General features: G+C 64.0%; 20 protein-coding genes and 2 pseudogenes. 7 read left to right on the top strand and 15 right to left on the bottom strand.

Annotated elements, in window-relative coordinates:
• Nucleotides 1-27 precede the first annotated feature (27 nt).
• From ABRP88_RS10425 to dacB, 13 genes and pseudogenes are all read right to left on the bottom strand, one after another.
• Complete coding sequence (locus ABRP88_RS10425) at nucleotides 28-639, bottom strand: GNAT family N-acetyltransferase (protein WP_284770322.1); 612 nt, start codon at nucleotides 637-639, stop codon at nucleotides 28-30.
• Complete coding sequence (locus ABRP88_RS10420) at nucleotides 639-1580, bottom strand: pantoate--beta-alanine ligase (RefSeq protein WP_349837146.1); 942 nt, start codon at nucleotides 1578-1580, stop codon at nucleotides 639-641. The genes ABRP88_RS10425 and ABRP88_RS10420 overlap by 1 nt, the downstream gene beginning before the upstream one ends.
• Nucleotides 1577-2251: a Rossmann-fold NAD(P)-binding domain-containing protein gene (locus ABRP88_RS10415; RefSeq protein WP_349837145.1), complete on the bottom strand. Its 675-nt coding sequence runs from the start codon at nucleotides 2249-2251 to the stop codon at nucleotides 1577-1579. Before ABRP88_RS10415 ends, ABRP88_RS10420 begins: the two co-directional genes overlap by 4 nt.
• Nucleotides 2252-3313, bottom strand: coding sequence for a DUF6779 domain-containing protein (locus tag ABRP88_RS10410; RefSeq protein WP_349837144.1), 1062 nt, complete (start codon nucleotides 3311-3313; stop codon nucleotides 2252-2254).
• A gap of 5 nt (nucleotides 3314-3318) precedes the next feature.
• Nucleotides 3319-3792, bottom strand: a complete 474-nt coding sequence (locus ABRP88_RS10405; RefSeq protein ID WP_284770318.1) for a DUF3180 domain-containing protein — start codon at nucleotides 3790-3792, stop codon at nucleotides 3319-3321.
• Nucleotides 3789-4274: a 2-amino-4-hydroxy-6-hydroxymethyldihydropteridine diphosphokinase gene (gene folK, locus ABRP88_RS10400; protein ID WP_284785160.1), complete on the bottom strand. Its 486-nt coding sequence runs from the start codon at nucleotides 4272-4274 to the stop codon at nucleotides 3789-3791. Before folK ends, ABRP88_RS10405 begins: the two co-directional genes overlap by 4 nt.
• A gap of 83 nt (nucleotides 4275-4357) precedes the next feature.
• A pseudogene (gene folB / locus ABRP88_RS10395) lies at nucleotides 4358-4732 on the bottom strand (dihydroneopterin aldolase); the annotation flags it as partial.
• A 2-nt stretch (nucleotides 4733-4734) separates the two neighbouring features.
• Nucleotides 4735-5694 carry a dihydropteroate synthase gene (gene folP, locus ABRP88_RS10390; RefSeq protein WP_349837143.1) on the bottom strand — a complete coding sequence of 320 codons (960 nt, stop codon included), beginning with the start codon at nucleotides 5692-5694 and terminating at the stop codon, nucleotides 4735-4737.
• A gap of 41 nt (nucleotides 5695-5735) precedes the next feature.
• Nucleotides 5736-6344 carry a GTP cyclohydrolase I FolE gene (gene folE, locus ABRP88_RS10385; RefSeq protein WP_349837142.1) on the bottom strand — a complete coding sequence of 203 codons (609 nt, stop codon included), beginning with the start codon at nucleotides 6342-6344 and terminating at the stop codon, nucleotides 5736-5738.
• Nucleotides 6345-6355: 11 nt separating this feature from the next.
• A complete protein-coding gene (gene ftsH / locus ABRP88_RS10380) occupies nucleotides 6356-8743 on the bottom strand; it encodes an ATP-dependent zinc metalloprotease FtsH (RefSeq protein WP_349837141.1) in 2388 nt (795 codons plus the stop codon).
• A gap of 12 nt (nucleotides 8744-8755) precedes the next feature.
• Nucleotides 8756-9343: a hypoxanthine phosphoribosyltransferase gene (hpt, locus tag ABRP88_RS10375; RefSeq protein WP_005279498.1), complete on the bottom strand. Its 588-nt coding sequence runs from the start codon at nucleotides 9341-9343 to the stop codon at nucleotides 8756-8758.
• Between the two features lie 12 nt (nucleotides 9344-9355).
• Nucleotides 9356-10324, bottom strand: coding sequence for a tRNA lysidine(34) synthetase TilS (tilS, locus tag ABRP88_RS10370; protein ID WP_349837140.1), 969 nt, complete (start codon nucleotides 10322-10324; stop codon nucleotides 9356-9358).
• On the bottom strand, nucleotides 10325-11611 hold the full coding sequence (dacB, locus tag ABRP88_RS10365) for a D-alanyl-D-alanine carboxypeptidase/D-alanyl-D-alanine endopeptidase (protein WP_349837139.1): 1287 nt from the start codon (nucleotides 11609-11611) through the stop codon (nucleotides 10325-10327).
• Nucleotides 11612-11693: 82 nt separating this feature from the next.
• Between dacB and ABRP88_RS10360 the strand changes: the two genes are divergently transcribed.
• Both ABRP88_RS10360 and ABRP88_RS10355 read left to right on the top strand, forming a co-directional pair.
• On the top strand, nucleotides 11694-12167 hold the full coding sequence (locus ABRP88_RS10360) for an inorganic diphosphatase (protein WP_035108560.1): 474 nt from the start codon (nucleotides 11694-11696) through the stop codon (nucleotides 12165-12167).
• Nucleotides 12168-12536: 369 nt separating this feature from the next.
• On the top strand, nucleotides 12537-13250 hold the full coding sequence (locus tag ABRP88_RS10355; protein WP_284785154.1) for a DUF559 domain-containing protein: 714 nt from the start codon (nucleotides 12537-12539) through the stop codon (nucleotides 13248-13250).
• A gap of 43 nt (nucleotides 13251-13293) precedes the next feature.
• Here ABRP88_RS10355 and ABRP88_RS10350 read toward each other — a convergent pair whose 3' ends face one another.
• Together ABRP88_RS10350 and ABRP88_RS10345 are read right to left on the bottom strand one after the other, a co-directional pair.
• The gene (locus ABRP88_RS10350; RefSeq protein WP_349837138.1) at nucleotides 13294-14694 is read right to left on the bottom strand and encodes an FtsX-like permease family protein; all 1401 of its coding nucleotides are present in this window, start codon (nucleotides 14692-14694) and stop codon (nucleotides 13294-13296) included.
• Nucleotides 14691-15394: pseudogene (locus ABRP88_RS10345) on the bottom strand (ABC transporter ATP-binding protein). The gene ABRP88_RS10350 and the pseudogene ABRP88_RS10345 overlap by 4 nt, the downstream one beginning before the upstream one ends.
• On the opposite strand from ABRP88_RS10345, the gene ABRP88_RS10340 reads away from it, so the two are divergent.
• The 5 genes from ABRP88_RS10340 to ABRP88_RS10320 are packed head-to-tail and all read left to right on the top strand — an operon-like array spanning nucleotide 15393 to nucleotide 21610.
• Complete coding sequence (locus ABRP88_RS10340; RefSeq protein ID WP_349837137.1) at nucleotides 15393-16202, top strand: sensor histidine kinase; 810 nt, start codon at nucleotides 15393-15395, stop codon at nucleotides 16200-16202. The pseudogene ABRP88_RS10345 and the gene ABRP88_RS10340 sit on opposite strands and share 2 nt — an antisense overlap.
• Nucleotides 16199-16867 carry a response regulator transcription factor gene (locus ABRP88_RS10335; RefSeq protein ID WP_349837136.1) on the top strand — a complete coding sequence of 223 codons (669 nt, stop codon included), beginning with the start codon at nucleotides 16199-16201 and terminating at the stop codon, nucleotides 16865-16867. Before ABRP88_RS10340 ends, ABRP88_RS10335 begins: the two co-directional genes overlap by 4 nt.
• Before the next feature lie 24 nt (nucleotides 16868-16891).
• Complete coding sequence (locus ABRP88_RS10330) at nucleotides 16892-17188, top strand: rhodanese-like domain-containing protein (RefSeq protein WP_349837135.1); 297 nt, start codon at nucleotides 16892-16894, stop codon at nucleotides 17186-17188.
• Between the two features lie 37 nt (nucleotides 17189-17225).
• Nucleotides 17226-17684, top strand: coding sequence for a MarR family winged helix-turn-helix transcriptional regulator (locus tag ABRP88_RS10325; RefSeq protein ID WP_284770304.1), 459 nt, complete (start codon nucleotides 17226-17228; stop codon nucleotides 17682-17684).
• A gap of 2 nt (nucleotides 17685-17686) precedes the next feature.
• Nucleotides 17687-21610 carry a Pls/PosA family non-ribosomal peptide synthetase gene (locus tag ABRP88_RS10320; RefSeq protein WP_349837134.1) on the top strand — a complete coding sequence of 1308 codons (3924 nt, stop codon included), beginning with the start codon at nucleotides 17687-17689 and terminating at the stop codon, nucleotides 21608-21610.
• The last annotated feature ends 136 nt before the right edge of the window (nucleotides 21611-21746 follow it).

The following is a 21746-nucleotide window of genomic DNA, read 5'->3' as shown; positions in this document are numbered from 1 at the left end:
AGACCCGCGCCACGTGACGCGGTAGCCTCACGCCACGTGGCGGACGTACAGCATGCAGGTAAGGTCGCGGTCCTTATCGATGGAGATTTCCTTCTCCCCCACCCGCTCAAAACCGCGGGAATCGTAGAACTGATAGGTGCAGCCATCGTCGGTGTAGAGGTAAATATCCTTGCCGGGGTGGCGCTCCTCAAAGGCCTCAAGGAGCGCGGTGCCCACGCCCTTCACGCCCGAGTTTGGGTCAGCGACGAGGAAGCCGATTTCACCATCCACGGTGTTTTCGGCCAAGTAGCTTAACAACATGTCCTCGTTCGCGGCATCGTAGTCCTCGCGGTGACCGCCAGGGCGCAGGCTGTTAAAAAGATCCACGGCCTTGACATAGGCCTTGCGCCACCACGGATACGGCAGCGCTGGTTCGCCTTTAATCGATGCCAAAATCACGCCGAGGAAACGCCCATCATCGGCATAAGCGGCCAAGATATCGGTGGCCTGGGCGCGCTCTAAATCCCAAAAATAACGGCCATAGGCTCGCTCGAAACGCGGGTTCTTCACAAACCAGTGCAGGTGCATGCCTTCGATGGCAAACTCAATCGCCTTGGGCTCATCGCGCGGGTCAAGGTCGCGGATGTGGATTTCGGTCATTAGTCCTCCGGGGATTGGTTTTGTTCGCGCTGCTTTTCGCGCTCGAGCTCGGCCTTAGCCTCGTGCTCTTCAATATTAGTGAAACCAATCCCCAACGGCAGGCCAACGTTGTCAATTACTCTGACTCCGCCAATGGTGGCAGCAACCAGCAGGCGGGCATCGCCCTCGGCAGGCGGTTCGCCCAGATCGCGGCCGCGCACTTCTAAGTATTCCGGTTCTACTCCGGCGGCTTCTAGGACACCTGCGGCAACCTCGCGGACCTTTTCCGCGCCCGCCTCTGCGGCGTGTGCCCCAGCGGTAAGCGCGGCGGACAGGGCGGCTACGTCCTCGCGCTTATCTTCAGGCACGCGCGTATTGCGCAGGCTCATCACTACGCCATCGGGCATGCGCACGGCGGGAACGCCCTGCACACGAACCCCCAGGTGCAAGTCCTGCACCGCATGATGAATGGCCAAGAGCAGCTCGTAGTCTTTCTCCCCGATAAGAACATCGGTGGGCGAGAGCGCCATCATCAGCGTCAGGTATTGGGTGAGCTCGCCGGATAGGTCTGGCTCTAAGCTTGTGGGCTCAGATGTGGTCGCGGGAGCGTCTTGATCTGCCGGGAACCCCGGGACGTCGCGTTCAACCGCGACGCTGCGCGTCGCGATTGTAACCCGGCGGCCATGCGGCCAGAGCTTCTCGGGAGTGTAATCCCAGATGACATCCACGCCCTCGGCGCGCAGGAGATCTACGTCCTCGCCGCGAGGCTCTTGGAGAGCCACGACGGTCACCGCGCCACGAATACGGCGGGCCGCTCGCACCAGCGCGATATGCCCTGCATGCACGCCGGTGGTCAGTGGTACGAAGGCCACGGGGCGACCGGTCTTGCGCAGGGCGCTTCCCACCATGCGGATGCGATCGACCTCGCTGACAACGGTGGCTTGTCCCATCTTCAAGCTCATCGGGATTCCTCCTGCAAGGCCCACATTTCTAATTCGGTGCGATCTTCTACTTCGCCTAAGCGCCGAGCGGTTTCTAAGTAGTGGCGGCGCATTCCGGGATCCGTGGCCCCGCGATAGGCCGCAATGATGTCCTCTGAATCGATGTCGAATTCGGACGGTGGAATCTCATCGAACTCGGCAAAGAAATTGGCTTCAACGGCAGCTGCTAGGTGCAGGCGGCTAAGCATTTCTATGTAGTAGGAGCGGGCGGCGAAGGCGGGACGCTCGGCATCGGAAAGCGGCACTGCGTGCGCCCGGAATTCGCTCAATACGAAGTCAGCAATGTTCTCGCCCAGCTCATCCAGCGTGGATACTGCCCAGCGCCCGCCCGCCATGGGGGCGACGGCCGCCACGATGCAACCGTGAGTCTCCAGCGGATCAAGGCCTTGCACACCCCGGGACAGGCAGGTGTGGAAAGCGATAAGCCCCTTGTGCACGTGGTCCTCGACAAGCTCTACGGCAGCATCCAACCGTGTCTCACCCACCGCTAGAATCAGCGCCTGGAAGGAGCCAAGCTCGGCCGGATCATCAAGCATCTCCACGGTATGGCCGGCGCGCTCCATGGCAGTGGCCAGGGAAATCCCGGCGAGGCTGCGCCCGAAAAGGGCAACACGCATGCGCGGTGGACGCATTTATTTATCCTTCTTCATCTGTGCCAGAAGCTCCGAGACGGACACGGAACCATCGCGCTGTTCATCGCTGCGGCGGCGACCACGGGTCTGCTGCTGGCGGCGCGTGGCCGCTTGCTTCTGCTCAGCAGCCACGTGGTGTCCCGAGCCCTTGTATTCCTCGCGCGCATCCTTGCCGGTGGTCTGCTGCGGGATGTTCTGGGTCACCGCATCGGAAGCCTGCTCAGCTGCGGTATCAGCCTCTGGCTTGCGGTGGCTACCGCGGGCGCTAGAGTGCGCCGCGCTGCCGGTTCCCGCGTGCTGGGAGCCGTGGCGCTTGATGTCGGAGTCTCCGCCCGAATCCCAGCGCACGGCCTGGAAGCTGCCGGTATCGAAGGAAACGTCCTTCGGCTTCTGGTCCGCGCTGGCTGGCATGGGGGCATCGGCAAGCGGCTCGGCGGTCCGGCCGGTGCTGCGCTGCGCGCGGGTGTTTTCGCTGATGATGTCATTGAGCGGGTTCGAGTCCGCATGCGCGCCGGAGGGTTGATTGCCCAAGCGGCCAGCGATGGCATCGGCAGACGGCGCACCGGAAGACGCCTGCTCAAAGTCGACGTTTTCTTCCCTGCGGTGGGACGCCGCGGCGGTCTGTGCCTCCAGCTCCATGATGCGGCGCGCCTCCGCGTGCAAGGCGGCGGGCTCGTAGGTGAACTCGTGGCCGGACAAGTCCTCAATCTGCTTCCGGATAGAGGCCAGCTCGGTGCGAATCTCATCGAGGATCTGCTGATCCGGCAGCTCCTTGCCCTCGGCTGCGCGGGCCTGCTTGAGCTCCGCGCGGTGGGCGCGCTCCTGCAGCTCCAGCTTGGTCACGGATTCCTCGGCCTGGCGGCGGTAGCGCATCACCAAGAAAAAGCCCACCACCGCGGCCCACAAGGCGGCGATGAGCGCAATCTTGAGCGCCGCTGCCGAGCCGGAAATGAGCATGACGATGCTGGCGATAACGGCCAAGATGACGAGGGCGATAATCCCAATTTGTCCCCAATCCGGCGAGGACGACGAATTTTTGGAAGAAGAGCGCGGCTGAGTCATGCTCCCTAATGTACCGCTTGAAGCCCGTCCGGTGGCGGCGGGGTCTCGCAGTGTCGCTCCAATCGCAGGCCAGCCGCGGACATGACGATGCCGCCAATCGCGGATGCGAGCACTCCCACCAGATCATCGGAAGCCGCGACAAGGGTGCCCGCATTCGGGATGACGTAGACCGCCACCCCTGCATAGAGCCCGCCGACGATCGCACCCGTCCACGCCGAGGCCTTGCCCACCAGCATAAACTGCGCGATGGTCATGGGATTAAGCTGCGAGTTATCCAACCCGATGCCGTGATCCTCATCGGTGGCCTTATCTACCTTCCAGGTAAGCCCCAAACACACCACCACCATGAGCCACAGCGTGGCTGAGACCGTGACTGGGATGGCCATCATGGAGCCATAAAAGCGCGTGGTGAGGATGGCCGCCGCGGCGGCCATGAATACCCCTACGCCGATAAGCGCACCGAACGAGGTTCGTTTCATAACTCCTCCATCAGGCCCAAGCGGTGGATATCGGCGGTCTCCTGCGGGTTCAATGCGGCAACCAGCGCGGAGACATCCTGTCCCTTCAACTTAGCAGCGCCATCGGCGGCTAACCAGGGAATAAGCACGAATGCGCGCTCGTGGGCAAAGGGGTGTGGGACGGTAAGTTCCGGATCGGAGGAGCTGTAGCCCTCAATATCGACGATGTCCACATCCAGGGTGCGTGGGCCCCAGTGGCGCACGCGCACGCGCTCTGCGGCTTCCTCCAGCTTCTGGCCGCGCCGCAAGAGCTCCAACGGGCTCTCTTGGACGTCCACGATGAGCACTGCATTCAAAAATTCATCCTGGTCAGTTACTCCCCACGGCGGGGTGGCATAGACGGGCGAGGCCGCCACGATGTCCTCGCGGAACTCCGTAAATACCGTCCGCAAAAGCTCCACGCGGTCATCCATATTGGAGCCGATGGATAGTACCGCACGCATTACTTACTCCCGGGGTTCGTGCCGGGGCGCTGCGCGTCGGCTCCCTTCGGAGTCCCCTCCTGCGAGGCGGGCCGTGGGGCACCGGTGCGCGCGTGCTTGCGGGAGCGGCGGGCGACGACGGCGACATCGGCAAAAGTGCGCGGTATCGGCGCCTTGGGCTTGTGCACGGTTACTTCCACCGCGTGCAGGTCTGCAAAAGAAACCATGATGGTATCGGCCACCTCGCTAGCGACGGTCTCGATGAGGTCGCGAGAGGGGCCTTCGACGATGTTGGCGGCGATACCGGCAAGCTCTGCGTAATTGATGGTTTTGGTCAGATCATCGTGAGCTGCGGCCTCGGCGAACTCGGACCAGCAGGTGATATCGACGATGAAGGGCTGGCCGGTGCGCTTCTCCTCCTCAAAGACGCCGTGGTAGCCAAAGCATTCCAGGCCGGTTAATTCGATGCGATCTGCCATGGTTAATTCCTTTCCGTACCCATCGCGGTAGAGGTCACTGAACCAGTGCCGGTTGCGGCATTGCGGTAGCTGCCGGTGGCATTGGCGCCGCCCACATAGGACTTGCCGGCGTTCCACGCGGCGGCCACGTCGACGGCATCGCGGGATACGCCCACCTCGTGCACGCGCACGCCCCACGCGCCCATCTGGGCGGAGATGGCGGTCACGGCGGCGGTGGCGGGATCAGCAAGCAGCGGGCTGGCCTCTACCCCGCGGTCTTCCCGGATGGCGGCGAGGAAGCGCTTGCGCGAGGCGCCCACCAAGATAGGGAACTCGCCATCTAGAAACTCGGGCAGGGCTTTAAGCAGCGCCCAGTTATCCTGCGGGCTCTTGGCAAAGCCGAGGCCCGGATCCAGCACGATATTTTCCTTTGTCACGCCCGCATCCAGGGCGTTATTGCTCAGGCGGGCGAGGGTCTCGTGCACGTCGCGGACCACATCGCCGCCGTGATCCGCCGTGCCCGCCGCGGATCCGAACGCGCCTTCCTGCAGCGTGCGCCAGTGCATGAGGCAGACGGGCACGCCGGCATCGGCCATGGCGGCATACATTTCAGGATCTGCGAGGCCGCCAGAGACATCGTTAATCATGTCCACCCCGGCCGCGGCCGCAGCGGTGGCAACCGAAGCGCGCATCGTATCCACCGAGGTGCGAATGCCCTGTTCGTGCAGCGCCCGGATGACCGGGACCACGCGGTCGGCTTCTTCCTGCGCCTCCACGCGCACCGCGCCCGGGCGGGTGGATTCGCCGCCCACATCGATCATGTCCGCGCCCTGTTCCACTAGCTCGCGGGCATGAGTGGTGGCGGCGTCAAAGTCGAGCCACCGCCCACCATCGGAAAAGGAATCCTTCGTAACATTCACGATGCCCATGACGAGCGTGCGCTTCGCGATGGTCAATTCTCCAACTGAGGAAGCCGGGTGCACTGCGTTCTCCTTTTCGCTCGACAAACTCGACTGCGTACGCGCTACGTACGGATGAAACTGAGCACTTCCGCGCGCGAGGCCGCGTTATTTTTGAACCCGCCGCGCACCGCGGAGGTCGTTGTGGTCGCGCCCGGCTTGCGGATGCCGCGCATGGCCATGCACAAGTGCTCGCACTCGATGACGACGATGACGGATTGGGCCTCGAGGACATCCACGAGGGCATCGGCAATCTGCTGGGTCAGGCGCTCCTGGACCTGCGGGCGCTTGGCGTACATATCCGCCAGGCGCGCCAACTTGCTCAGCCCGGTGACGTGCCCATCCTTGCCGGGGATATAGCCAATATGCGCCACCCCATAAAACGGCACGAGGTGGTGCTCGCAGGTGGAATAGATGGGAATATCGCGCACCAAGACCAGTTCTTGGTGATCCTCCGCGAAGGTCTTGTGCAGCACCTCCGTCGGATCCTCGTGCAGGCCGGCGAATACCTCTCGGTAGGCGCGGGCCACACGTGCCGGGGTTTCGCGCAGGCCTTCGCGGTCAGGGTCCTCGCCCACGGCAAGGAGCAGCTCGCGAACGGCCGCCTCCGCCCGCTCCTGGTCATACAGCGCGTGGGCGGGCACCTGCTGGTTATCAGTGTGATTTTCAGACATGCACGTACTTCTTACTCTTTATCATCGCGCGACTTTTCCGCATCGCGCGCGTAGGGATTATCGCGGTGGGAAGACTCATTCCAGCCTGGGGTGAACCATTGGCTGGTTTCTCCCTCTGGCTTGTGGTGCTTGCCCCTGCTTTCCGATGCCGAATCCGATCGCCCTTCCCCACCATCGCGCTCACCGCGGTCGTTGTGGTCGGCGTGGTCGTGGTCGCTCCGGTCGGCGCGGTCGCCGCGCTCGCTCTGGTCCGCGTGATTGTTCTGATCCGCGCGGCCGCTGCGGTTCTCGGAATCGCTACCGCCGCCGTGCAGCTCGCGCACTGTTTCGGGGTTCACGTAGTCGCCAGCGTGCTGGCCAAAGTTAAAGCCAACCTCGCCCTTGAGCTCTTCGCCGGCGAGGCGGCGCTCGCGGGCGGCCCGGGAGGCATCGAGAAGCGTCATGCGTTTAGGAAGCTCCTCGCCGCGCTCCTTGGCCAGCTCGACCGGCGTCTTGACCGGCGCATAACCAATCTGGCGCGGGAAACGATCGTCTTCGCCGGGGAAGACATCATAGGCATCGCGCGGCACGATGCCGTCGAAGATGCTCTCCAGGTCCGGCCGGCGCAGGGTCTCCTTCTCAAGGAGAGCCTCGGCCAGCTTGTCCAGGAACTCGCGGTTGGTGCGCAGGATGTCGTAGGCCTGCTCGTGCGCGCGCTCGAGGAGGTAGCGCATCTGCTCGTCGATCTTGGCGGCAACGTCATCCGAGTAATCGATGGAGCCGCCGCCCCCGCCCATCTGGCTGAATGGATCGCCCTGCTCCTGGCCGTACTTAACGGTGCCCAGGTCGGGCGAAAAGCCGTATTCCGTCAGCATCGCGCGGGCGATCTTGGTGGCGTTCTCGATATCGGAGGACGCGCCGGTGGTGGGAGCACCGAAGACCAATTCCTCGGCGGCGCGGCCGCCCATGGCAAAGACCAAGCGGGAAAACAGCTCGTCGCGGGTGTACATGCCCTTGTCGTCTTCCTGCGAGGTCATGGCGTGGCCACCGGTGCGGCCGCGGGCCAGGATGGTGACCTTGTACACGCGCTCGATGTCCTTGAGCGCCCACGCGGACAGGGTGTGGCCGCCCTCGTGGTACGCGGTGACCTTCTTCTCGTGCTCGGAGATGATCTTGCCCTGGCGCCGTGGCCCGCCCACCACGCGGTCGGTGGCCTCTTCCAGCGCGTCATAGGTAATGACGTTGCCGCCGATGCGGGCGGTGAGAAGCGCGGCCTCGTTAAGCACATTGGCAAGGTCCGCACCGGACATGCCGGCGGTGCGCTTGGCCAGCTGCGCCACATCGACCTCTTCTGCCAAGGGCTTGTCCTTGGCGTGCACGCGCAGGATCTGCTCGCGGCCGGCCAGGTCCGGGTTGGTGACCGGAATCTGGCGGTCGAAACGGCCCGGGCGCAGCAGCGCCGGGTCCAAAATATCGGGGCGGTTGGTGGCCGCGATGAGGATAACGCCCTCGCGGTCGCCGAAGCCGTCCATTTCCACCAGCAGCTGGTTCAGGGTCTGCTCGCGCTCATCGTGTCCGCCGCCGGTACCGGATCCGCGCTGGCGGCCCACGGCGTCGATCTCGTCCACGAAGATGATGCACGGGCTGTGCTCCTTGGCCTGCTTGAACAGGTCGCGCACGCGGGAGGCACCGACACCGACGAACATCTCCACAAAGTCCGAACCGGAGATGGAATAAAACGGCACACCGGCCTCTCCCGCAACGGCGCGGGCCAACAGCGTCTTACCGGTACCCGGAGGGCCATAAAGCAGCACGCCGCGCGGAATCTTGGCACCTAAGTCGTGGTAGCGGGTCGGATCTTCCAGGAAGTCCTTGATCTCCTGCAGCTCATCCACGGCCTCATCCGCGCCGGCAACGTCCTCGAAGGTATTGGTCGGCATATCCTTGGTCAGCTCCTTGGCCTTGGAGCCGCCGATGCCGAACATGCCACCGGCGCCCTGCTGCATGCGGGACATGAGCCAGAACAGCAGGCCGAAGAGGATGACCATCGGCAGCAGGAAGCTGAGCATGGAGCCCAAGAAGGAATCCTGGGTGACGTTGGTCTGATACTTCTCCGCACCCGAATCCTTGACCGCATCAAAGACCTGCTCGGAGGCGCGTGCGGGGTACTGAGACACGATCTCTTCAACGCCCTCGCGCTCTTCTACCGTGATTTCGTCCTTGAGCTTGATGCGCAGGCGCTGCTCGCGGTCATCAATTTCTACTTCGTCAACGTTTTTATCCTGCAGCTGTTTTAGGGCCACGGAGGTATCCGCGTCCACGTATCCGCGGGTCTCGTTGCTAAAGAACGTAAAGGCATACAGCGCTACGAGGATCAGCGCCGCAATGCCGCCGTAGCGAAGGAGTTTATTGTTTTTCATTACTGCGCGATTTTAGTTGGTGGTATAGACATCAGGGTGAAGGGTGCCCACAAAGGGCAGGTCGCGGTAGCGTTCCGCGTAGTCAAGGCCATAGCCAATGACGAACTCATTGGGGATATCAAAGCCCACATCGAGCAGATCGATCTGCGCCTTTACCACTTCCGGCTTGCGCAACAAGGTCACCACATTGAGCGACTTCGGGTTGCGCCCCCGCAGGTTGCGAATGAGCCAGGATAGCGTCAGGCCCGAGTCGATGATGTCCTCCACAATGACCACATCGCGCCCGGCAATATCGCGGTCCAAGTCCTTCAAGATGCGCACCACCCCAGAAGAAGACGTGGAGGCGCCGTACGAGGAGACGGCCATAAACTCCAGCTCCGAGGGGATGGATAGCTTGCGCGCGAAGTCCGTCAGGAAAAAGGCCGCACCCTTTAATACGCAGACCAAAAGCAGGTCTTGCTCAGCGTCGGCATATTTCTCAGACACCGCATCCGCCAGCTGCTGGACGCGGTCTTTGATTTCCTCTTCCGTGATGAGGATTGCTTCTACATCGTCTCCGTAGCGGTTTGCGGGGACGGCGAAGTCTTTCTTGTCGTGCACGTGTGCGCTCCTTTAATGACCAGACAATAGTGCCAGTTTGCCACCTATACGTGCTACTTCCAACCTCTGCCCCGCCTGCCGCGCCGAACTCACAGCCACCGGCCCTTGTCCGTGCCAGTTGGTACACAGCTTGCCGATGCCCCCGATCCCCTCCCTCGTCACCTTCACTCCCCGCTCGATGAGCCAGGCTGCAATAGCGCGTCGGCGCCGCGGCTCCGGCAGCGCGGCCAATTCCGCACAGTCCGCGGTGGCCGGCGTGGCGAGGTATTCTTCATCGCGCGCGGTATCCATCGCCGCCTGCGCCAACGCCGGTACCGCATCACCGCCGATAACCCGCGACAACTCTGGGATGATCTCCCGGCGCAGCGCTACCCGCCGAAAATCCGTATCCGCGTTCTGCGGGTCCTGCCACACGTCCAGCCCTAGCTCCGCGCACGCGCCCTCCGTATCGGCACGCCGCACCTGCAGAAATGGCCGCACCACGCGCGCGCCTTCCACTATTGCCCGCTCCGGCATGCCGGCCACCCGCCCGCGCAGAGCGCCAAGAAGGAGCGTTTCCGCCTGGTCATCAGCCGTATGCGCCACGGCAATCTCCAGCTCCAGCGGACTTCTTCCCCCGCACGCGGCCGCGGACATCGCTCGGTAGCGCTCTTGCCGAGCCACCGCTTCCAGCGAATTCCCCCCTTTGTCCGGCACTTGCACTGCGAGCACTCGTGCCCGCGCACCCAAACTCTCTGCTTGCCGAGCGGCTTTTCCAGCCTGCTCACGCGAACCATCCTGCAAGCCGTGATCCACGCATAATGCGATTACGTCGTGGCCCTCCGCGATCATCGCCGCGCACAGCGCTAAAGAATCCGCGCCGCCGGATAGCCCCACCGCCACGGTGTGGTCCATCTGTGCTGCACGGACCGCGCGTCGGCAGGCCAAAAAGTGCGGCGAGACCCGCGGCCAAAACGGCGTTACTCCAAGCTGTGGGCTCATTTAGAACTCGTGCAGCGCCGCGGCAAGGTCATCTTGGGCCGCGCGCGCCGCCATAATCTCGCCATCATTGACCAAGAACGCAAAGGAATACACGCGCCCGGATTGGCCCTGCGCGGTGCCCGCCAGCGCGGATACGCCGGTCAATGTGCCGGTCTTCGCCCGGACAAATCCGCGCGCCGCGGACTCCCCGTAGCGCTCGTGCAGCGTTCCGTCGCCACCTGCGACCGGCAGATACGCCGCCAAGGGGCGCAGCTGCGGCTCCTCGACCGCGCCGTTGACAATCTCCGCCAGCACGCTCGCGCTCAACCGGTTATCTACAGAAAGACCCGAGTTGTCCTTGATATCCACGCCGCTCACATCGAACCCGTGCTCGCGCAGCACGTCCAGCGTGGCTTGGGTACCTGCTTGGAAGCTGGGGTTTTTGCCGCGGGCATCGGCAAGCTCGCGGGCAATAGCCTCCGCCATGACGTTATCGGAATGCCGCACCATCTCCAGCGCGCGCTCACCTAGGGGATCCGACTCAACGCTGGCCAGCTGCTCTGCGCCTTCCGTCACCGTGCCGGGGGCGAATTTATCCGTGCCCAGGCGTTTGGCCAGCTCGCCCGCAACATCGAGGGCCGGGGTGTGGCTGCGCGGAACATCGCCCTCCGTAGCGCCCATGCGCCCGCCGTACAACATGGCCGGCTCCATGGGCGCGACGAAACCCTCGTCGACGTTTTCCGGATCCCAGCCCGGCGCCTGCGGCTCGCCCGTCCACGCGGAGGTATCGATGTACACGCCCGCCACCTGGGTGCCGGTCTTTTTAATCTGATCCGCCAGGTCATCGAGCTGCTCGTTGGTCATCCAGACATCGCCAGCCGCCTTGATCACCACATTGTTCGGGTCCTTGCCGCGGTAGACCTTGGTGGTAATCCGCTTCGACTCATCCAGGGCCAGCGTCGCCGCGGCGGTGGTCAGCACCTTCGTCGACGAAGCCGGGGTCAGCGCCTTATCCGCATCGCTCTCCCAGACCACCGTGCCGGTCTCACTATCGATTACCTGCCCGCCAAAGGTAGCCAAATCCTCGCTCTTGCCCAGCTCATCGAGCTTTGCGCTGAGCGCCGCAAAGTCCACGTCCTGCGCCTTAGCCGGCTGCAGGGGATTTTCCGGGGCCTGCACCGTTTCGGCCTCGCCATGCGAGAGATCGCCGTACTCGCGCTGGATGCTAACTCCCAGCGCAGCCGTGCCCCCGACCGCCGCCGTGACCACCAGCGCGGTTACTGACCACCAAACCTTCTTTGCTTTCATCGCCACCAACCCTAGCGCGGATGGGCAACGCGCTAGACTATTGACAGTAATTAACACCCAATCCCATATGGAGGACATCACTGTGAGCGTTGAAGTAACCATTGAAATCCCAAAGGGCTCCCGCAATAAGTACGAGGTGGACCACGAGTCCGGCAAGGTCTACCTGGACCGCTACCTGTTCACCCCAATGGCCTACCCCGCCGACTACGGCTTCATCGACCACACGCTTGGCGAAGACGGCGATCCCCTCGACGCCCTCGTCATCCTCCCCGAGCCCGTTTTCCCAGGTGTCATCGTTGAAGCCCGCATCGTAGGCGTGTTCAAGATGACCGATGAGGCCGGCGGCGACGACAAGCTGCTCGCCGTCATTGATGACCCACGCTGGGAGCGCTACCAGGACATCGACGATGTGGAACAGCACATCAAGGACGAAATCGAGCACTTCTTCGTGCACTACAAGGATCTTGAGCCCAACAAGGAAGTTTCCGGCTCCGGCTGGGGCGACAAGGCCGAGGCAGAGAAGATTCTGGAAGAGGCCAAGGCTCGCCTGAAGTAGGCTGCTGGGTTTCGGGGGACTTGGCCGCGGGTTTTTCGCGGCAAAGAAGCCTGCTGTGGCGCCCAAGTGACCCTTTTGGCGCCCAGCTGATGCGTTTTTGCAAATAGGCCACGGAAACCGTGGGGTTTGCGGCCACTATTTGTTAAAACGCATCAAACACGGGCCCAAACACCAGCAGCCCGCCGCAAAACACGCCAACAAACCGCCAAAACCGGCCGCACAACCTTCGCTTCGGGGGATCGAGGGATACGAATGGAGATTTTTCGGGGGAAAAGTGCCGCTCAGCACGCGGTACGCCAAGGGGCCGTCCGGATTGCGAACGGCTTCTGCCTGTCAGAGGAGCCGACGCCGAACCAGCTCGCGCGCATCATGAGCGAGCAATGGCCGGATTGCGCGCTCGACGGCTACTCGGCGGCGCTCAAGCACGTCGAAAAGCCGCTGCGCTTTCCGCTGGAGTTCCTGCGCAGCTCATCGCTGCCGTCGAGTAAGTACTTCACCTCGCGCCGCGCCCGGCCGAAGGGCGCGTTGACCTGGGACGGCGTCACCGTGTGCAATCCGCTACAGGCGGTCGAGGCTATGCCGGAGGATGATGCGGTCGCTTTTCTCGAGGACTTCTACTCCGGCAAGGACGGACTCCAACGGCTAGAGCTGAATAAGCTGGACTACCAGCGGTTTCCGCGGCCGGTAAAGCGTGCGTTGGACAGGGCGATCATCGGCACGGATAGCGTGCCGGAGCGCCAGTTAACGCGCTCCCTCGCGCCGCACTTCACGGTCCAGAACAACATAAAAATAGGCCCCTACCACTGGGATCTGGTGATTAAGGAGCACAAGATTGCCATCGAGGTTGATGGCTACGCCTACCACCGGGGAGAAAACCGCCGCCAGTTTGAGTTGGACAGGCACAAGCTTAACGATGCCGTCCATCGCGGCTGGAAGCCCCTCCACTTCACCGCGACGACGATTGACCACTACCCGGATTTCGTGGTGCAGCAAGTAATGGCCACGGCAAAGAATAAGCGCCCCTTTGCGCGGCCGCCGTGGCAGTGGCACCGCTTGTGGAGGCATGAAGGCGCGCGGCGCTAGGACCAAGGCCGCGCCCAGGGTGAGCGCAGCCGCCGGAAACCGGCTATTCCTTGCGGCGGCCGCTGCGGAGAACGTGGCCGCGCAGGGGCTCGACGAGCGCGATGGCGAGGAAGGTCACCGCCCAGCCCACGGCGAGGAAGCTGAAGGAAATGAGGAGCCTCCCGGCGAGGTCGACGCCTTCCCCCCAGACGATGCTCAAGAACATTATGCCGGCGATGCCGGCACCAAAGAGGAAACCGAAGATACTGAGCGCGACGATGGGTCCCATCACGGCGAGGGTGTTCGTGCGGAATTGGAAGCGGCGCGGCACGCCCATCAGGTCGAGGGAGCGGATGAGTTCTTTGTCCTCGAAGGCGGACGATACTTGGCCGAGGAAGATGGACATGCTGGTCAGCGCGAAGCCGAAGAGCAAGGTCAGGACGACCCCGGTGGAGACGTCTCGGAACACGATGCCCGTTTCTTGTTCTTCTTTCATCGCGGTGGCAAGCGCATCGGTGCCATTGGGCGAGCCCATCAGGAAGCCGGCGAGGAAGCCGAAGAAGCCGATGGCCGCGCTTTGCCACCAGGCGCGGCGGGCGTTGGCGCCCACGCGCTGACAGGCCACGAGGTGTGCGGTGCCCGGGAGCAAAGCCAAAAGGCGCGCGCCTATTTGCAAGAGGTAGGGCGCGACCAGGTTGATGCTCATGATCACCGCGAAGAGCGGGACGGCCATGGAGATTTCGGGTGTGCCGGATTGGCCTTTGAGCAGGACACCGCCGACGGTGACGATGAGGAGGAAGGCGATGAGGCGCCACCATCGGAAAGCGGCGGGCATCTGGCGTTTAGCCACGCCGAGGGGGCTGACGCGCACGCGCCACATGCCAGCAAGGGCCGCGGCGAGGGCGAGGAGGAAAAGGACTGCGGCCACCGCGAGGTATCCCCACCAGGGCAGGATGATTTCCTCGAAGGCGACGGGACGGTCCTGGAATTTCACGTGCGTGAAGACGGGGGCGATGAGCACGCTGATGAGCCAGCCGAGCACGATACCGATGAGGGCTTGGATGCCGGTCTCGACGGCGGCCATGCGCTCAACCTGGTGGGAGCTTAGGCCCAGAAGGCGGAGGGTGGACAGGCGCTGTTCCCGGCCGGAGGCGCCGAGGACGGCGGCCTGCGCGGTCAGGTTAAACAGGGCTGGAACGATAAACGCGCAGGCCATGAGCGCGAGGACGAACCAGGGCAGGAAGTAATTCTCCGGGGTTTCGCCGGCGGCGGCGCGCAGGGCGGGCACGGCGTCTTCTGGGTGATGAGCGCGCTGCCAGAACATCCAGGTGCCGCCGGCGACGAGGAAGGCGATGGCGGCGCCCAGCGTCAAGCTCACGATGGCGAGCACGCTGACGATGCCGGCACCGGAGCGGGCGCGGACGGATTCGCGCTGGAGGCCGAGGACTAGGGTCGCGGTGTTCATGGCTGCACTCCTAAGCGGCGGTCATCGTGAATGATGCCGTCGCGGATTTCCACGCGGCGCTGCATCCAGTCCGCCACCTTGGGGTCATGGGTGACCATGACGAGGCTGGCACCGGATTGGCGCACGGTGGTGGTCAGCATCTGCATGACCTCGTGGCCGGTGGCTTGGTCGAGGGCGCCGGTGGGTTCATCGGCAAAGACGACGCCGGGGTTGGCCACGAGGGCGCGGGCGATGGTCACGCGCTGGGCCTGGCCGCCGGAGACTTGGGCGGGGCGGCGCTCCGCGAGATCGCCGAGCCCCAGCTGGTCCAGCAGCGACAGCGCCTTCGCGCGGGCAGCGCCTTCGCGCGGGCAGCGCGCCGGCCCAGGCCGTTGAGCATCGCGGGCAGCGCCACATTGTCCAGATTGGTCAGTTCCGGGAGCAGCTGGCCGTCTTGGAAGACGAAGCCGAAGTGGCGGAGGCGGGTGCGGGAGCGGGCGGCATCGGAAAGCGTGGAGATGTATTCGTCACCGAAGCGGACGCTGCCGTCGGTGGGCGTGAGCACGCCGGACATGCAGTGCAGCAGCGTGGATTTGCCGGAGCCGGAGGGCCCCATGATCGCGACGAGCTCGCCTGGGGTGATGTCCAGGGTAATGCCGGCCAGCACGGGGCCGCCGCCAAAATCCTTCGTGATGTCGTGGAGGGAAAGTGTTTGTGTCATGCTGTTCATTTCACCGTGCCGGGCGCGCTATTCCTACAGCGCTAAGGATACTTTCCGGGTAGTGCTAGCTTCACCCCTGCCCGGGGCGCGCGCGATTAGGCTTGGGGGCGTGTTTTTCAGCAAGAAGCAGGCCACCAGCAATGAGGAGCGGCAGGCGCGGGTCATCGCAGAGCTGACGGCTTCGCGCCGCGCGATTGCGGATGCCTACGAGGTAGAGCGCGCCCGCATCGAGCGAGACCTGCACGATGGCGCGCAGCAATATTTGGTGGCGGCAAGCATGAAGCTCGGTGAGGCCCTGCTGGATGCCACCGGCTCTGAGGCCGAGCTGCTCACCGCCGCCAAGCAGGACGTGGATCGCGGCCTGCGTTCGCTGCGCGCGACGGTGCACGGCATTCACCCGCAGGTCCTCCAGGATCACGGTTTGGTGGCCGCGCTTGCCGATGCCGCCTCCGCCCACGGCCCCCACGTCAGCGTCTACGCCCCACACCCGTTGCCGCGGCTTTCCGCCAGCGTGCTGGCCTGCGGTTATTTCTTCGGCGCCGAGGCGCTGACCAATGCCGCCAAGCACGCGCCCGGCGCGCCGGTTTCGGTGCTCATCACCTCGGATGCGGCACTACGTATTTCGGTCGTGGATGAGGGCCCAGGCGGGGCGCGGGTGAAGCCGGGGCGCGGGCTTGCCGGCATGGCCGAGCGGCTGGCAGCTTTTGGCGGGGAGATGTCGCTGTCCTCACCGGAGGGCGGACCGACGCGGGTAAGGTGCACGATTCCGCTCCTTTTGGAGCGCGGGCAGACGGGAGTATCAGCATGAGTGGATTAAGGATTGTGATTGCGGATGACTCCGCGATCCTGCGCGAGGGGCTTGCCGGGCTCTTGGAACGCCGCGGCCACGAGGTCGTGGGCAGAGCGGGGACGGCGATGGAGCTGGAGGGGGTCATCGGCAAGCTGAGTGCCCAGTTGCCGGATGTGGTGATTACGGATGTGCGCATGCCGCCGGAGATGGGCGATGATGGGCTGAAGGCGGCGGTGGCGCTGCGCCGGGCTTATCCGGGCCTGCCGGTGATGGTGTTATCGCAGTACGTGGCGCCGGCGTATGCGGTAGCACTGTTTGATTCCCCGGATGCGGGCACCGGGTACCTGCTCAAGGATCGCGTCTCTGAGGTGCGCGATTTCCTGGCCAGCCTGGAGGTGGTGGCCCAGGGCGGCACGGTCATCGATCCGACGGTGGCACAGGCGCTCATGCGCTCTGGGCGCAGCGGGTTGGGCGAGCTCAGCCCGCGCGAGCGCGAGGTCCTAGAGCTGATGTCGCGCGGGAAGTCCAATAAGGACATCGCCGCCGAGCTGGTGCTCTCGAACGCCGCGGTGGCCAAGCACGTCTCCAATATCTTTACCAAGCTGCGCCTGGACCCCAGCGAGGATAACCGCCGCGTGAAGGCAATCTTGCAGTACCTGTCCGCGGCCACCTACGGCGGCTAGCGCGCGGCACGTAGACTGCGGGGTATGCAAAACGTACAACCCACCGAAGTTCCAGCAGGCGCGCAGCTTATCGATGTGCGCGAAAACGACGAATGGGACGCCGTGTATGCGCAGGGTGCGACCCATATTCCGATGAGTGAGATAACGGGTCGCATCCAGGAAATTGACCCGGACCGCGATATTTATGTGATTTGCCACCTAGGCGGGCGCAGCGCGCAGGTGTGCCAGTATTTGGAGAACTCCCTGGGCTGGGATGTTATTAACGTCGAGGGCGGCACCAACCAGTGGGAGGCGGATGGCCTGCCCGTCGTCCGCGATTAATTGGTCTTTACCCATCTTTTGAGATTATGATGATGGTATGGCTTCCACTAATAATTCTGGCATACCAACCTCCCTGCTCGAATCCCCATCCTTCCAGCTAGAGCGCCTGCGCCGTCGTACCCGCGATGGCGTCGAGGTAGCTCTGCAGACCAAGCAGACGACCATCCGGGAGTTCTGGGTGCTTACCTGTCTCGTGGAGGCGGATGCCGCTTCCCAGTCCTTCCTGTCTGACACCTTAGCCATCGACGCCTCCGATATGGTGCGGCTAATTGATGCCCTCGAGGAGCGCGGCTGGGCCAAGCGCGAGCGCGATCCCAAGGATCGCCGCCGCCAAATCGTGGCGTGCACCAAGAAGGGCACCAAGACCTATAAGGACTTAGCGGAGCTCGTCGCCAACGCCGAGGATGACGCGCTCGACGTTTCCACCAATAAGCAGCTCAAGCACCTGCGCAAGCTGGCTAAGGCCATCATCGCCGCGGACGAGGACGAGGCATAAGGATGGACGAACCCGAAGAGTGTAGTAGTCCTAATTTAGATCTTCCCAGCGTCCCGCAACAGTTTCTCTTGCGCGATTTAGCCCCGCGCCCGCGCACGTTGTGGGACATTATTACCACCACGGCTGAGATCCATCCGGAAGCCGCCGCGCTTGACGATGGCGAAATCATCACCTACGCCGAACTCGTCCACGAGGTCCAGCTGTGGACCGCGGAGCTGCACGTCAACGGCGTGCGCCGTGGCGATCGCATCGGCATCCGGATGACCTCCGGCAGGCGGGATCTTTACCTCGCCATCCTGTCCACCCTGGCCGCCGGTGCGGCCTACGTTCCTGTGGATGCGGACGATCCGGAAGAGCGCGCGGAGATGGTCTTTGGGGAGGCCGATATTGATGGCCTGTTTAGCGATGACGGCTTCCGCTTCCTGCGCGAACACCCGCGCCACGCGGCAGAGGGCGTCGAGGCCCCGCGGCCTGAAGACACCGCGTGGATCATTTTTACCTCCGGTTCCACGGGCAAGCCGAAGGGCGTGGCCGTAAGCCACCGCTCGGCGGCCGCCTTCGTGGACGCGGAGGCCAGCCTCTTCCTCATCGATCACCCCCACGGCCCGCTCGGCCCGGAAGACCGCGTGCTGGCTGGGCTTTCCGTTGCCTTCGATGCATCCTGCGAGGAGATGTGGCTGGCCTGGGGCCACGGCGGCTGCCTGGTTCCCGCCCCGCGCTCCTTGGTGCGATCTGGCATGGACCTCGGACCGTGGCTCATCCGGCGCGATATCACCGTTGTCTCCACGGTCCCCACCCTGGCGGGCCTGTGGCCTGCGGAGGCGCTGGATAATATCCGCCTGCTCATCGTCGGCGGCGAGGCCTGCTCCCAGGAATTGGTGGACCGCCTGGCCACCGAGGACCGCGAAATGTGGAATACCTACGGCCCCACGGAGGCCACGGTCGTCGCCTGTGCGCAACGGATGATTCCGGGGCGCGCGGTGTCGATCGGGTTGCCGCTGAATGGGTGGGACTTGGTGGTCATCGATAAGCAGGGCCAACCCGTTGGCCTGGGTGAGACCGGCGAATTGGTCATCGGTGGCGTGGGCCTGGCTAGCTACCTGGACCCGCAGAAGGATGCGGAGAAGTACGCGCCGCTGGAATCCATGGGCTGGCAGCGCGCCTACCGCACCGGCGACCACGTGCGCTTGGAAGAAGACGGACTGTACTTTGTAGGCCGCGTGGATGACCAGGTAAAAATTGGCGGGCGCCGCATTGAGCTGGGTGAGGTCGACGCAAATGTCGCCGCGCTGGATAACGTCTACAACTCCGCCGTGGCCGTGCAAAAGACCCCCGGCGGTGAATCCGTGCTGGTGGGGTACGTCTCGCTGGAGGATGAGGCGCGCGGATTTAACCACGGCGTGGCCCACGAACGCCTGGCGGAAACCATGCCCGCGGCGCTGGTCCCGCGCATCTGCGTGATGGATGAGCTGCCGGTGCGCACCTCCGGCAAGGTGGATAAGAAGGCGCTGCCGTGGCCACTGCCCGGCGTTGGCGTGGAATCGACCACGCTGACGGAGACCGAGAAGTGGCTGGCCGAGCTCTGGGTCGAGACCCTCGGCGTATCCGTGGAAGATGAGAACGCCGATTTCTTCGACCTTGGCGGCACCTCGCTTGCCGCAGCGACGCTGGTGGGCCACATCCGCGATCGCTACCCCACCGTGGCCGTACGCGATCTCTATGATCACCCACGTCTTGGTTCGCTGGCAGAGCTCATCGCCGGCGCCGAACCGCGCCCAAAGGCGGAGCAACAAGCACCGCTGCGCGAGGTCACCCCCGTGGGCGCTAAGACCCGCGTGGCCCAAACGCTACTGCAGATCCCCGCCATGACGCTGGCGGCGACTACCTGGCTGGGCTGGCTCATGCTGGGCTCGACCGTGGCCTCCGCCTTGGGCGTTAATTGGGCACAGTCCTTCCCGTGGTGGCTGGTCATTGCGCTGGTGCTCATCTTTGCCACGCCGCTGGGGCGCATTCCCATCGGTGGCTTTGGCGCACGCCTGATTACCGCCGGCATTACGCCCGGCGATTATCCGCGCGGTGGTTCGACCCACCTGCGCATCTGGGCTGCGGAACGGTGGGCCGATGCCTCCGGATCGCGCTCTATTGCCGGTGCCACCTGGGTCAATAACTACGCCCGGGCCCTGGGCGTGAAGATGAAGCGCGGCGTAGACCTGCACTCGCTGCCACCGGTGACGGGCCTGCTCACCCTGGGCAAGCACGCCGCGGTGGAACCGGAGGTCGATCTCACCGGCTACTGGCTCGACGGCGACGTCCTCCACGTCGGCGCCATCGACATCAAGGAAGGCGCCCGCGTGGGCGCGCGCTCTACCCTGCTGCCTGGCACCGTGGTGGGCAAGTACGCCCATGTGGAGGCAGGTTCCACCGTCACCGGCCGCAAAAAGATTAAGGACGGCCAGCGTTGGTCCGGCTCGCCCGCCAAGAAGGTGGGCCGCTCCAAGCACCGCTTCCCCTCCAAGCCACCAAAGCGCCGCCCCTGGTGGGTGGCCATTTACGGCGCGACCTCGCTCTTCCTGGCCGCGCAGCCGCTCATCGCGCTGCTTATCGGCGCCATCGTGGATTTGGCACTGGTCCATTCCACCTCCGGCAACCGCTTCATCGGCGCGGTGCTTTTTGCTCCCCTTGCAGCACTTGCGGCCTTTGCCACCTACATGCTGCAGACCTGGCTGGGCGTGCGCATCTTGTCCATCGGGATTTCGCCCGGCGTGAACCCGGTGCGCTCTGCCGCCGGCTGGCGCCTGTGGACCATCGAACGCCTCATGGATGAGGCCCGCACGCAGCTCTTCCCGCTCTACGCCTCGCAGCTGACCCCGCGGTGGCTGCGCGCTTTGGGCGCGCGCATTGGCAAGGACGTGGAGATTTCCACCGCCGTGATGATCCCCGCACTCACGGACGTCAAAGACGGCGCCTTCCTTGCCGATGACACCATGATCGGCGGCTACGAGCTCGGCGGCGGCTGGATTCACTCCGGCGAGGCCAAGGTGGGCAAGCGCTCCTTCGTGGGCAACTCCGGAATTACCGCACCTGGGCGCAAGCTTTCCAAGAACTCCCTGGTTGCGGTGTTATCTTCCACCCCGAAGAAGACCAAGTCCGGCGCCAACTGGTGGGGTTCCCCACCAGAGCGCATGCGGCGCGTTACCGCGCAGATCGATGCCCCCGCTGAGTCCGCCGAGGCCCTGACCTATAACCCGGGGTTCAAGCTCAAGGCCGCCCGCGGCATCGTGGAGACCATGCGCCTGCTCGCGCCGATGTTCTCGGCCATGCTGCTCGCCGCCACCCTGGGGACGCTGTATTACCTGCTTGCCGATGTCGGCTTCCTCACCACCTGGGCACTTTCCGGCCTCGTGCTCATGGCAATGGGCGCTATCGCCATGGCCGTGACCATTGCCGTGAAGTGGATCTGCGTGGGAAGGCATAGCGCGGCCGACCACCCGCTGTGGAGCGTATTCGTGTGGCTCAACGAGCTACAAGATACCTTCGTGGAGGTCGTCGCCGCCCCGTGGTTCTTCCAGCACACCTACGGCACAGGAGAGATCAACCTGGGCCTGCGGGGTCTGGGCGTAGACATCGGCAAGGGCGCCTGGATCGATTCCTACTGGTTTCCAGAAACCGATCTCTGCCACGTCGGCTCCGGTGCCTCCGTGGGCCCCGGTACCGTGGTGCAAACCCACCTATTCCAGGATCGCGTGATGAGCCTGGATACCGTCACCATCGAGGCCGGCTCCACGCTCGCCTCCCACTCGGTGGCGCTACCCGCCTCGCTCATTGGTGAATCCAGCACCGTCGGCCCCGGTTCGCTGGTCATGCGCGGTGACCGCGTCCCCGCCAACGCCATCTGGCAGGGCAACCCCATCGAGCCGTGGGGATAACCTACGCAAACACCAAACCCCGGCTTTAGACCGACCAGCACAAGGTCAATCTAAAGCCGGGGCGGATTCTAGTGGTCGTGGAAACACGATTTTAGATTTCGGTGGCATAGCTTAGCAGTTCGGCCATTTTTTCGGC

It is taken from the genome of Corynebacterium sp. KPL2734 (assembly GCF_040225595.1).
GTDB classification, from domain to species: domain Bacteria; phylum Actinomycetota; class Actinomycetes; order Mycobacteriales; family Mycobacteriaceae; genus Corynebacterium; species Corynebacterium rhinophilum.
The sequence above is the reverse complement of the archived record's forward strand: the minus strand, read 5'-3'. Positions and strand labels throughout refer to the sequence as shown.